Below are 11410 nucleotides of genomic sequence, written 5' to 3'. Positions count from 1 at the left end.
CGGCGTCGCCAGGCGCTCCGGCCCGCACCGGGCCGGAGCGCCGAGGGCACGCCCCGCCCCACACCCCGTGGTGCACGGCAGCCCGCGATTCCCCGTCCCCGACGTAAGAGGTCCTCCATGCCCGTCTCCGCCCTCCACGCCACGGCCACCCCGAAGAAGGCCTTCGCCACCACCGCCGTGGCCGCCGCCACCGCCGCCGCCCTGGCCCTCACCTCGGCCCCCGCCCACGCGGCCCCGCGGCACTCGGCCGCCGCCGCGAAGGCGGCCGCGCGCCGGATGATCCCGGACGCCGTGCAGTTCCACGCGTTCAGCCGGATCGTCGAACGGGAGAGCGGCTGGAACCCCCGCGCCACCAACGCCTCCTCCGGTGCCTACGGCCTGGTCCAGGCGCTGCCCGCGTCCAAGATGGCCTCGGCCGGCGCCGACTGGCGGACCAACCCGAGAACGCAGATCAAGTGGGGCTTGAAGTACATGAAGTCCCGCTACGGCAGCCCGGCCGGCGCCTGGAGGTTCTGGAAGGCCCACGGCTGGTACTGAGTCGGCCCCGCCGCCGGCACCGGGCCGCCGCCTTCGCCGTGTCCGGCCGCCACCGCCCCCGGGTTCTGCTTTCCTGACCCCATGAAGACGGACCCGCCACCGGAGGACCCCGAGGCACGCGGACTGCGTCTGGTGGCGGTGCTCCTGGGGCTGACCGTGGTCAGCGGACTGATCGACGCGGTCAGCTACCTCGGGCTCGGACACGTCTTCACCGCCAACATGACCGGCAACGTGGTCGTGCTCGGCTTCGCCGCCGCCGGGGCGCCGGGCTTCTCGGTTTCGCACACCGCCACCTCCCTGGTGTGCTTCCTGGTCGGCGCGACGGTCGGCGGCCGGGTCGCCCTGCGCTACGGCACCGGCTCGCGCCGCACCTGGGCCAGGGTGACCCTCGCCGCGGAGGCCGTCCTGGTCGCGGCCTCGGCGGCCGTCGCCTTCGCCGCGCCGGGCACGGAGGCCATGGTGTACTCCGTCATCGCCCTGACCGCCTTCGCGATGGGCCTGCGCAACGCGACGGTCGTCAAGCTGAACGTGCCCGACCTGACGACCACCGTCCTGACCAGGACCCTGACGGGTCTCGCCGCCGACTCCAGGGCCGGCGGAGGCACCGGCCGCCGCTCCCCGCGCCGCACGGCCTCCGTGATCGCGATGCTGGCCGGCGCCGTCCTCGGCGCCTGGCTGGTCGTCCACCACGACCTGGGCATCCCGCTGCTGCTCGCGGCGGCCATGGCGGGCATCCTGGCGGCGGTGACGTCGGGACGCGAATGACGCCTTCCCCGGGGTGGGAGGGGCCGTACTCATACGGGACCTGATGTGCCAGGATGCCGCCCATGGTGAACGTGGACCGTCATCTGGCCGATGACGAGGAACTGATACATGCAACCCGCCAGCACTGGACGCAGATGGTGGGCGAGTTCGTCGTGCTCGTCCTCGTCTGGGCCGTGGCGGGCGCGCTGGCGTGGGTGATCCCGTCCGGCGAGGACTGGGGCACCGTGGCCCGTTACGTGGTGCTGGGCGTGGCGGTGGTGATCTCCGTCTGGTTCTGGCTGCGGCCCCTGCTGATCTGGCGCAGCACCGTCTACATCGTCACGACGAAGCGGGTCTCCGTGCGCACCGGCTTCCTGACGAAGACCGGGCACAGCATCCCGCTGACCCGCGTCAACGACGTCGAGTTCCGCGCCACGCTGTGGGAGCGCATCCTGCACGAGGGGACGCTGACCGTCCAGTCGGCCTCGGAGCACGGAATGCTGGAACTGAAGCACGTCTCGGACCCGGAGGGCCTCCAGGGCCTGATCTACGAGGCCGTGGAGAACGAGCAGCGCAGCCACCAGTGGGGCGGGCAGGTGCCGCCGGTCGCCGGCTGACGATCAGTCGGCGTCCGCAGCCGCCCACGACAGGAACTCGGTGAAGACGGCGGGCGCGGAGATTGCCTGGTCACCGCTGTACGACGACTTGCGCCAGGCCAGGGCGCCGAGCGGCGAACACTCGACGCAGGAAGCGCCCTGGTCCCCCTCATCACGCGCCGGATCAACTCCGCCGAATCCCTGAGCGAAAGCGCGGCAGGACCTGGACGTTGACGCTGGTTGGTTCTGGTGCAGCACGGTCTCGCTGAGCACGGACCAGAAGAGCCGAGCTGATCGCCAACGTCGTACGGCATGTCCCGGACCGGCGCTGCACGCTGCTGGTGCTGCGGCAGACGGATGGGGTCCGTGTGGAGGTGACGGACGGGTCGCCGCAACTGCCCTCCGCGCCCTTGGACTTGTCGCCGGAGGCGGAGGGCGGACGGGGACTGCTGCTGGTCGACGCCGTGACCGACAAGTGGGGCGTGGAGCCGCGCGGAGGGGCCGGAAGGACCGCTTCACCGGCCCCGTCCTGGCAGGGCTCGGCAGGCGACCAGCGCGCACACCGCCGCCAGCGGCAGCTCCGCGCAGAAGGCCATCGTCAGGGCGGTCCCCGCCTCGCCCGCCGACGCCGTGGTCGTGTCGAACCAGGCATCCGTCGCCAGCAGAGCCGCGGTCGCCGCGGCGGTGACGCAGCGGCGGGCGTCCCCCCGGGCCAGGAGCAGCCCCGTCACCACCAGCCCCAGTGACTCCAGCGCGTCAAGACCCACCCACGCCATGGTCCACCGCACCGGCCCGGAACCGCCGGGCAGGCACCCCGCCAGCACCAGCAGCCACGGGAGCAGCGCCAGGCCGGCCACCACCAGGGCCGCGCTCGCCCACCGCTGCCGCCGACCGGGCTCCCCCGGCCCGTGGTCCACCGCGCCGCGCAGCTCCATGGAGGCCACCGTCCCGTTCCCCTCTCCGCTCCGGCCCGGCGCCGGATCCCGCCACCAACCCTGTCCGGCCCGGGAGGCGCCGTCGGTAACGTCTGTGTACGAACCGGGGGTGAAGCCAGGTACACCGCCGGCCCTCCCACAGGCTCCATGGCCCCCGGAGCCACCGGCCGCATACCGTGTGGCCATGCCTCTCACCGCCGCACCGCGGCCTTTGCCCGGCCGGGCCGCCGTCGCGCGGCGGGCCGCCGAACTGCGGGCGAACACCGTGTTCGCCGTGGCCGGGATACCGCTGCACCTCGTCGGCCTGCTGGTGCTGGCGGAGCCGTGGCTGCTGTTCGTGCCGGTCAGCCTCGTCGAGATCCAGGCCGCCCTCTTCGTCCCGGTTCTCGTGATGGCGCTGATGAGCGGCGCGCTCTCCAGGGCGCAGCGGAAGAGATTCCAGGTGCGGCTGGGGATACGGATCCCCGCGCCGCCCGCCGGGCGGCGCCGCAGTCCGCAGGCGGTCATGGCCTGGCTGCGGTCCGCGGCAACGTGGCGGATGGTCGGCTACCACCTGCTGGCGGGGCCCTGGGCCTCCGCGGGCACCGTGCTGGCCCTGCTCTGCTGGGTCGTGGGCACCGGGCTCGGCACGGTCCTGCTGTGGATATGGCTGGTGCCACCGGAGGCACGCATCAAGGGGGGCACTTTGTTCGAGATCTCCCTCTTCTCTCTGACCGGAGCTCTGCTGCTGCTCCTCGCCTGCTGGCTCACCGGGGCCGCCGTACGCACGGACACGCGGGCCGCGCTGTGGTTGCTCGGCCCCAGCCGCGCCGAACGGCTGCAACTGCGGGTCGACGACCTCACCGAGAAGCGGGCCGGGGTGGTGGACGCCGCCGACGCCGAGCGCCGCCGCATCGAACGCGACCTGCACGACGGCGCCCAGCAGCGGCTGGTCTCCCTCGCCCTCAACCTGGGCCTGGCCCGGGCCACTCTCCCCGACCTGCCCGAGGAGGCCCGCCAGGTCATCGACGAGGCCCACCGGGAGGCCAAGGAGGCCATCGCCGAGCTGCGCACCCTGGTCCGCGGTCTGCACCCCGCCGTCCTCGAGGACCGCGGTCTTGACGCCGCGCTCTCGGGCATCGCGGCCCGCTCCCCGGTGCCGGTGCGGCTCACGGTCGACCTGCCGGAACGCCCCTCGCCGACCGTGGAGTCCGTGGCCTACTTCGTCGTCTCGGAGGCGCTGGCCAATGTCGCCCGGCACGCGAAGGGCGCCACCCAGGCGGAGGTCCGGATCCACCGGCGGGACGACGTGCTGCGGATCGTCGTCGTGGACGACGGTCCCGGCGGCGCCGACAGCGGGCGGGGCACGGGTCTGAGTGGACTGGCCAAGCGTGCCGGGTCGGTGGACGGTACCTTCTCGGTCGACAGCCCCGTCGGGGGGCCCACCACCGTCACCGTGGAGTTGCCGTGCGCGCCGTGATCGCCGAGGACTCGGTCCTGCTCAGGATCGGCCTGGTCAAGGTGGTGGAGGCAGCCGGCTTCGAAGTGGGGGCGGCGGTGGGCGATGCCGAGGCGCTGCTGGCGGCGGTGGAGGAACACCGGCCCGGCATGGTGGTCGTCGACGTCCGGATGCCGCCCGGCTTCACCGACGAGGGCGTGCGGGCGGCGCTGGTGATCCGCCGGCAGTGGCCCGACGTGGCGGTCCTGCTGCTCTCCCAGTACGTGGAGGAGCGCTACGCGGCGGACCTGATCGCCGACCACAACCGGGGGATCGGCTACCTGCTCAAGGAGAGGGTCTCCGACGTCGAGGAGTTCGTCGCGGCGCTGCGCCGGGTGGCCGCCGGGGGCACCGCGCTCGACCCGGAGGTGGTCTCCCAGCTTCTGCTCCGCCGCCGCAGCGACCCGCTGGACCGGCTCACGCCCAGGGAGCGCGAGGTCCTCGGTCTGATGGCGGAAGGCCGCTCCAACGCGGGCATCGCCGAGGCCCTGGTGGTCGGGGACAGCGCGGTGGCCAAGCACATCAACAGCATCTTCACCAAGCTCGACCTGCCCCCGGCCGACGGCGACCACCGCCGGGTGCTGGCGGTACTGCGGTTCCTGGCCTCGGCGTGAGAAGTCCCCCGGCATGAGGGAGCGCCCCTCAGTTCAGCTTCCGGCAGTAGAGGGCGTCCGGGGTGCGACTGGAGGCCAGGCGCCCCGTGCGGGCGATTCCGGCCAGGTACTCGTGGTCGTCCCGGTAGCGGCGCCATGAACACCCAGTCGTTCTCCCAGGCCTCGGTGGACCGGCTCGCGTTCCAGCGTTCGTTGCCGTCCACTCCGCAGCACCAACGCGTCGTGCTGGTGTGGTTGTTGAGGATCACGGCGTACGGCGGCGAGTGTGACCCTGACCAAGAATCCGCGCACGGTGACCGTCCCGAAGCGCGTGACTGTCATGGATGCGTCGGCATGGTGGACGCGTCGGTCCAGACCTCACGAAGGGGGCCCCGCGGCGGCCAGCAGCGGGGCTATGACCTTCGCGATCTGCGGCTCCGTCACCGCTCCCATGCGGGTCGCCGCCACCTTTCCGGCCGGGTCGATGACGATCGTGAACGGGAGCGTCTGCGTGTTCACCAACCCGTGTGGCAGCCTCAGGGCCTGCTTGCCCGCCGGATCGTGCAGGGACGGGTAGCCGGGACGGAACTCCTTCTGGAAGGCGAGTCCATCGGCTCGGTTGCCGTCGTTGTCGAGCCCCAGTACCTGGACGCCGCGGCCGCCCCACTTCTCCTGGATCCTCTTCAACTCGGGCGCCTCCGCCCGGCAGGGACCGCACCAGGAGGCCCAGGCATTGACCAGCACGACCTTGCCCCGGTAGTCGGACAGGTGGATCTCGTCGCCCTCCAGGGAGGTGCCGGAGAAGTCGGGAGCGGCAGGTCGCTCGCCCTCCTTCAGGATCCTGGTGAGCTGCTCCCCGGGGGTGGTGTCGCCGATCGGGTCCGGGGTCGAGCAGCCGACGAGGATTGCACCGGCGACGGCCACCACCACGGCCGCGTACGGGCGTCGGGTCGTCGTCATCGCCCGGTCGCCTCCCGCTGGTCGTCCCCGTGGTCGCTGTGGTTCTTGTGCTCGCCGTGCGTCCCGTTCCATCCGGCCCGGCTGAGCACGACCTCCAGGTGCCCCGTCCGCCACACGCACAGCAGCCACGCCGCGGGGAGTTGCAGCGTGAACAGCGCGTAGACCGCCATCATGCACGCCATGTCCGCCGGGGCGTCGCCACCGGCCCACGCCGACAGCCCCGAGCAGGCCAGCAGCATCACCAGGTAGACGGACCCGTCGACCAGGACCACGCGCCAGCGCGGCAGCGCGGCCAGCAGACCCCTGGTCAGCGTCAGGGACGCGGTGGCAGCCACGACGAAGACCGCGTTCCACGGGTCCTTCACCCAGAGGGAGACCCACCCCCCGAGTCCGCCGCCGGAAGCGGTCGTCCACGCCAGGTCCACGGCCACCCCGGTCAGCCAGGACAGGACTACGACGGTGAGCGCGTAGGACACGGCGCTGCGCCAGGTGACAGTCACGTCATTCCCCCTTTGGTCACGGGCCGCCCGCGCAGTGGCGACCCGCTTCACCGATCATTGTCCTGCCCGTGCCCCGACGACCGTGACCGGGGCCGGGGCGCCGGCCCCGGGGTCGGATTCGGGGTCGGATTCGGGGGTCAGTAGCCGCCGTTGTTGCCGATCGTGCCGAGCTCGCACATCGGCTGGGACAGGCACAGCAGGCTGCTCATCCTGAACAGTCGATCTGCTTGCGCGGCACTAGGCACGAACAACCGTCGCCACCACGTCCGTTGGGGAGGTGTCCAAAGAGGCAATGCCTGAAAGGACATGAACCCGGGCCGCGTCAACCGCGTCCGTACCGATGCCTTACCGTTGCGCCCGACCCAGCCGCCCCCGCCCCGGGAAGACGACCCCGAGCATGCCCTCCACCCGCCGCTCGCGGCCCGCACTGATCGCGGGAGTGTGCGTCGTCGCCGCCGGCGCCGCCCTCACCGCCTGCACCTTCGCCGACACCGGTGCCGACGCCGGGATACGCCCCGCGAAGGCCTCCGGCGCCCCGCACTGCCACCGCATCACCGCCGCCGCCCCCGCGTCGCTCGGCGGCCTTCCCCGCCGCGACAGCGACCTTCCCGGCATCACCGTCTGGGGGGACCGCGACATCGTGCTGCGCTGCGGAGTCACCCCTCCCGGGCCGACCGGCGACCCGTGTTTCGCGGTCGACGGCGTGGACTGGGTCATCGACCTGGCCCAGTCCGCCGGCAGCAGGAAAGTCGTCGTCACCTACGGCCGCACCCCCGCCACCCAGGTGGTCTTCGACGGCGCGACGAAGACCGACGCCGCCCTGGTGAACCTCTCCAGGCTCGTCGCCCCCATCCCGCCGGCGTCCCACTGCCTCGCGGCGGAGTGACCGGCCCCGCGCCCGTCCGATGACGGACGGGCACAGAGCCTCCTCTGCACGGCCGTACTCCTGTAAGGCTTGTACGGCTGTGCAGTTGTGCCGCCATGCGGCTATGCGGCGGAGGACTGACGTCTCTGCCCCGGAACCGGAACCCTCGCCAGGTGCCGCGCGCACGCCGGATCCGGGCACAACGCGTCGTGGGCCAGAGCGGCGACGATCGCGGCCTGCGTCCGCTCTGGACGCCTTCCGTGACCCAACGGGGCCGTTCGTTGTGCGGCTCGTCAGCGGAGGGCGGGTTCGGCTGTCGGTTGCCTCTCCGGTGTGGCGGGTACGCCGGCCGCGCGCGGGCCGGAGAGCAGGTACGTCAGCCCGAAGCCCGCGCCGACGACGATCGCGCCGCCGACCGCGTCCAGCACCCAGTGGTTGCCGGTGGCGACGATGGCCGAGACCGTGCAGAGGGGGTGGAGGAGGCCGAGGGCCTTCATCCACCACTTCGGGGCGACGACCGCGATGACCACGCCGCACCACAGCGACCAGCCGAAGTGCAGGGACGGCATCGCGGCGTACTGGTTGGTCAGGGCCGTCAGGGTGCCGTAGTCCGGCTGGGAGAAGTCCTGGACGCCGTGGACCGTGTCGATGATGCCGAGGGCCGGCATCAGGCGGGGCGGGGCCAGGGGGTAGAGCCAGAAGCCGACGAGGGCGAGGAGCGTGGCGAAGCCGAGGGCCGCGCGGGCCCAGCGGTAGTCGACCGGGCGGCGCCAGTAGAGGACGCCGAGGACCGTCAGCGGGACGACGAAGTGGAAGGACTCGTAGTAGAAGTCGAAGAAGTCCCGCAGCCAGCCGATCTTCACCACGGCGTGGTTGACCGCGTGCTCGATGTCGATGTGCAGGAAGCGCTCGATGGAGAGGATCTCGTCGCCGTGCCGCTCGGCGCGGGCCCGGCCGCCGGAGATGGTGCCGCCCGTCGCGGCGAGGCGGACCTGCTGGTAGGCGGCGTAGGTGACACGTATGAGGAGCAGTTCCAGGAGCAGGTTCGGGCGGGTGAGGACCCGGCGCAGGAAGGGCAGCAGGGGGACCCGCAGGAGCAGGTTCGGGCGGGTGAGGACCCGGCGCAGGAAGGGCAGCAGGGGGACCCGCCGGAAGCGGGCGGGGACCGGCGGCGCGTACGGGGTGGGGACGGGTGAGGCGTAGTGCTCCGAGGCGCGGGACAGGAACGGCACGGCCGTCGCGGCGGCGAGGGCGGCCAGCAGGACGACGTTGTCCCGCAGCGGGTTCAGGACCGCCATGTGCGGCAGCATCATCTGGGCCGGCAGGGTGATGACGAGGATGACGGCGACCGGCCAGACGTACCGGTCGGAGGCGCGGCGGCCGACCCGGCCGACGACCGCGAGCAGCACCCACAGGAGCTGGTGCTGCCAGGTGGTGGGCGACACCGCTATCGCCGCGCAGCCGGTGATGGCGACGGCGAGCAGGAGCTGGCCGTCGCGGGCGTAGCGCACGGCCCGGCGCAGGCCGAGCACGGCGACCGCCGCGCCGAGCAGCAGGAACAGGCCTGTCTCCAGCGGGCCGGTCAGGCCGAGCCGCAGCAGGGCGCCGTGCAGGGACTGGTTGGCGAGGGCGTCGGCGCGGCCGCCGAGGCCCACGCCCGCCACATGGTGCACCCAGTAGGTGTAGGAGTCGTGCGGCATCGCGGCCCAGGCCAGCGCGGTGCACACGGCGAACGTGACGGCGGAGGACACTGCGGCCCGTCGGCGCCGGGTGAACCACAGCAGGGGTACGAAGAGGAGCACCGTGGGCTGCAGGGCGGCCGCGAGGCCGATCAGCGCGCCGCCGGCCCGCTGCCCGCGCACGACGAAGCAGCCGAGCAGGACGAGCAGGACCGGGATGATGCTGGTCTGGCCGAGCCGGAGCGCGTTGCGCACCGGCAGCGACAGCATGAGCAGGCTGATCGCGACGGGCGCTGCCAGCAGGGAGGTGCGGCGGCCGACCGGATCGGGCAGGGCGCGGGCGGCGATCAGCCCGAGGGCGACCACGAGCAGCAGCGTGCCGAAGGTCCATCCCCAGCCGAGGGCCTGCTCGGCTGCCCTGGTCAGCGGCTTGAGCACCAGACCGCCGAACGGGGTGCCGGTGAACTGCGTCGACTCGTACAGCGACCCCTTGACGTGCAGGACTCCGCTCGGTCCGACCCAGGTCTCCAGGTCGGTGAGCCGGCTGCCGCGCGGGGTGGTGAGGACGGCGGCCACCTGCCGTATCGCGAGGGTCCCGGCGATCAGCCACAGACCGAGGCGGGTCGCGTGCAGGCGCGCCGTGACAGGGTCCGCCGCCGCTCCGAGCGCCGCCGCCGCTCCCCCACTGTGCTGCGCATCCGCCACGCCCCTTCGGCCTCCCGCCCCGTACGTCCCGCGCTCTTCCCGCGCCGGGAACCCTTTCGCCGACCCCGGAGAGGCTCGCCCCTCCCCCGGAGAGGACGCGGCAACCCCCGATTCACCTGTCGTCCGCTCGCCTTTTGTCAGGATGACGACAGTCCGCGGCGGGTTCGGTTCCTCAGGCCGGGCGCGAGAAGGATCACAGTGCGGAACGGCCGATCACGGTCCGTGCGGGGGCTAAGTGCCTGGACACTGCACATTTAGGTGCAGTATGCACCGACGTGCGTACCGTGCGTAACGGACATCAACAGTCGTATGGTCGATTTTCGGCCTGCCGAGGTGGGCTGTATCCGGCCCCCGCGTCAGCGCCGCCGCACGGGCCGGGTCCCTGTCCCCGTCGAAAGGCAGGCGAGCGAAGCCTTGTCAGCAGTCACCGTCACCGCACCCCGGTCCGTCTCTCTCACCAAGAGCCGCCACACCACCGTCACCGACCCGGTGCTCGTCCGGCGCGCCGTGAAGGCCGCCGCGCTGGGCAACGCCATGGAGTGGTTCGACTTCGGTGTCTACAGCTACATCGCGGTGACGCTGGGCAAGGTCTTCTTCCCCTCCGGCAACCCGTCGGCGCAGTTGCTCTCCACGTTCGGCGCCTTCGCCGCGGCCTTCCTGGTCCGCCCGCTCGGCGGCATGGTCTTCGGCCCGCTGGGCGACCGCATCGGCCGCCAGAAGGTGCTGGCCTTCACCATGATCATGATGGCCGTGGGCACCTTCGCGATCGGCCTGATCCCGTCCTACGCGACGATCGGCGTCGGCGCGCCGCTGCTGCTGCTCGCGGCCCGGCTGGTGCAGGGCTTCTCCACCGGCGGCGAGTATGCGGGGGCGTCCACCTTCATCGCCGAGTTCGCCCCGGACAAGCGGCGCGGCTTCCTCGGGAGCTGGCTGGAGTTCGGCACGCTGGCCGGTTACATCGGCGGCGCGGGCCTGGTCACCCTGATGACGGCCCTGCTGTCCTCGGACCAGATGACCTCCTGGGGCTGGCGGATCCCGTTCCTGATCGCGGGCCCCATGGGCATCATCGGCCTCTATCTGCGGATGCGTCTGGAGGAGACCCCGGCGTTCGCGGCGGAGGCCGACAGGTGCGAGTCCAGCCGCCGGAAGGTGCCGCTGCGCGAGATGATCGCCGGCCAGTGGAAGGCCCTGCTGCTGTGCGTGGGCCTGGTGCTGGTCTTCAACGTCACCGACTACATGCTGCTGTCGTACATGCCGAGCTATCTGACCAGCGTGCTCAAGTACGACGAGACGCACGGCCTGCTGGTCGTGCTCTGCGTGATGGCCCTGATGATGATCGTCCAGCCGTTCGCGGGCGCGCTGACCGACCGTGTCGGGCGCCGTCCGGTGATCGCCGCCGGCTGCGCGGGCTTCCTGTTCCTGTCGGTCCCGGCGCTGCTGCTGATCCGCCAGGGCAGCCTGGTAGCGGTGGGCCTCGGCATGGCGGCCCTGGGCCTGCTCCTGGTCTGCTTCACGGCCGCGATGCCGTCCGCGCTGCCGGCGCTGTTCCCCACCCGGGTCCGCTACGGCTCGCTGTCGATCGGCTTCAACATCTCCGTCTCGCTGTTCGGCGGGACGACCCCGCTGGTGGTCACCGCCCTCATCGGCGCGACCGGCAACCTGATGATGCCCGCCTACTACATGATGGCGGCGTCGCTGATCGGCGGCGCGGCGGTCTGGTTCATGGCGGAGTCGGCGGGCCGTCCGCTGCCGGGCTCGGCGCCGTCCGTGGAGGCGTGACCCTCCCCGACCGTCATTGCCTGACAGCGCCTCCGCACCC

11 protein-coding genes and 1 pseudogene are annotated in these 11410 nt (G+C 72.3%); 8 read left to right on the top strand and 4 right to left on the bottom strand.

Annotated elements, in window-relative coordinates:
* Positions 1–117: 117 nt before the first annotated feature.
* From ACF09J_RS00525 to ACF09J_RS00510, 4 genes and pseudogenes are all read left to right on the top strand, one after another.
* Positions 118–537: a transglycosylase SLT domain-containing protein gene (locus ACF09J_RS00525; protein WP_392303165.1), complete on the top strand. Its 420-nt coding sequence runs from the start codon at positions 118–120 to the stop codon at positions 535–537.
* An 81-nt stretch (positions 538–618) separates the two neighbouring features.
* Positions 619–1302 carry a YoaK family protein gene (locus ACF09J_RS00520; protein ID WP_392303164.1) on the top strand — a complete coding sequence of 228 codons (684 nt, stop codon included), beginning with the start codon at positions 619–621 and terminating at the stop codon, positions 1300–1302.
* A 62-nt stretch (positions 1303–1364) separates the two neighbouring features.
* Positions 1365–1898, top strand: a complete 534-nt coding sequence (locus ACF09J_RS00515) for a PH domain-containing protein (protein ID WP_392303163.1) — start codon at positions 1365–1367, stop codon at positions 1896–1898.
* Positions 1899–2164: 266 nt separating this feature from the next.
* Positions 2165–2389 (top strand): annotated as a pseudogene (locus ACF09J_RS00510) (ATP-binding protein); the annotation flags it as partial.
* A gap of 3 nt (positions 2390–2392) precedes the next feature.
* Here the strand turns inward: ACF09J_RS00510 and ACF09J_RS00505 are convergent.
* Positions 2393–2812, bottom strand: coding sequence for a hypothetical protein (locus ACF09J_RS00505; protein WP_392303626.1), 420 nt, complete (start codon positions 2810–2812; stop codon positions 2393–2395).
* A 184-nt stretch (positions 2813–2996) separates the two neighbouring features.
* Between ACF09J_RS00505 and ACF09J_RS00500 the strand changes: the two genes are divergently transcribed.
* Together ACF09J_RS00500 and ACF09J_RS00495 are read left to right on the top strand one after the other, a co-directional pair.
* On the top strand, positions 2997–4271 hold the full coding sequence (locus tag ACF09J_RS00500; protein WP_392303162.1) for a histidine kinase: 1275 nt from the start codon (positions 2997–2999) through the stop codon (positions 4269–4271).
* Positions 4259–4903 carry a response regulator gene (locus ACF09J_RS00495; RefSeq protein WP_392303161.1) on the top strand — a complete coding sequence of 215 codons (645 nt, stop codon included), beginning with the start codon at positions 4259–4261 and terminating at the stop codon, positions 4901–4903. The genes ACF09J_RS00500 and ACF09J_RS00495 overlap by 13 nt, the downstream gene beginning before the upstream one ends.
* Before the next feature lie 357 nt (positions 4904–5260).
* On the opposite strand, the gene ACF09J_RS00490 is transcribed toward ACF09J_RS00495, so the two are convergent.
* Both ACF09J_RS00490 and ACF09J_RS00485 read right to left on the bottom strand, forming a co-directional pair.
* Entirely contained in the window at positions 5261–5842 is a 582-nt protein-coding gene (locus ACF09J_RS00490) for a TlpA family protein disulfide reductase (RefSeq protein ID WP_392303160.1), read from the bottom strand.
* Positions 5839–6342 (bottom strand): hypothetical protein, encoded by a 504-nt coding sequence (locus ACF09J_RS00485; RefSeq protein ID WP_392303159.1) that lies wholly within the window; start codon positions 6340–6342, stop codon positions 5839–5841. The genes ACF09J_RS00490 and ACF09J_RS00485 overlap by 4 nt, the downstream gene beginning before the upstream one ends.
* Before the next feature lie 397 nt (positions 6343–6739).
* Here ACF09J_RS00485 and ACF09J_RS00480 point away from each other — a divergent pair, with 397 nt between their 5' ends.
* Complete coding sequence (locus tag ACF09J_RS00480) at positions 6740–7228, top strand: DUF3515 family protein (RefSeq protein ID WP_392303158.1); 489 nt, start codon at positions 6740–6742, stop codon at positions 7226–7228.
* Between the two features lie 272 nt (positions 7229–7500).
* Here the strand turns inward: ACF09J_RS00480 and ACF09J_RS00475 are convergent, their stop codons facing one another.
* Positions 7501–9591, bottom strand: a complete 2091-nt coding sequence (locus ACF09J_RS00475; RefSeq protein WP_392303157.1) for a bifunctional glycosyltransferase 87/phosphatase PAP2 family protein — start codon at positions 9589–9591, stop codon at positions 7501–7503.
* 414 nt (positions 9592–10005) lie between these two features.
* On the opposite strand from ACF09J_RS00475, the gene proP reads away from it, so the two are divergent.
* Positions 10006–11370, top strand: a complete 1365-nt coding sequence (gene proP / locus ACF09J_RS00470; protein ID WP_392303156.1) for a glycine betaine/L-proline transporter ProP — start codon at positions 10006–10008, stop codon at positions 11368–11370.
* Positions 11371–11410 lie beyond the last annotated feature (40 nt).

This window comes from Streptomyces sp. NPDC014889 (genome assembly GCF_043081205.1).
Lineage (GTDB): Bacteria > Actinomycetota > Actinomycetes > Streptomycetales > Streptomycetaceae > Streptomyces.
The sequence above is the reverse complement of the archived record's forward strand: the minus strand, read 5'-3'. Positions and strand labels throughout refer to the sequence as shown.

Bases quoted from the DNA above. Each gene is read 5' to 3' on its own strand.
- ACF09J_RS00515 (WP_392303163.1), top strand. From the start codon at position 1,365: ATGGTGAACGTGGACCGTCATCTGGCCGATGACGAGGAACTGATACAT.
- ACF09J_RS00480 (WP_392303158.1), top strand. From the start codon at position 6,740: ATGCCCTCCACCCGCCGCTCGCGGCCCGCACTGATCGCGGGAGTGTGC.
- ACF09J_RS00505 (WP_392303626.1), bottom strand. From the start codon at position 2,812: ATGGAGCTGCGCGGCGCGGTGGACCACGGGCCGGGGGAGCCCGGTCGG.
- ACF09J_RS00500 (WP_392303162.1), top strand. From the start codon at position 2,997: ATGCCTCTCACCGCCGCACCGCGGCCTTTGCCCGGCCGGGCCGCCGTC.
- ACF09J_RS00490 (WP_392303160.1), bottom strand. From the start codon at position 5,842: ATGACGACGACCCGACGCCCGTACGCGGCCGTGGTGGTGGCCGTCGCC.
- ACF09J_RS00525 (WP_392303165.1), top strand. From the start codon at position 118: ATGCCCGTCTCCGCCCTCCACGCCACGGCCACCCCGAAGAAGGCCTTC.
- ACF09J_RS00520 (WP_392303164.1), top strand. From the start codon at position 619: ATGAAGACGGACCCGCCACCGGAGGACCCCGAGGCACGCGGACTGCGT.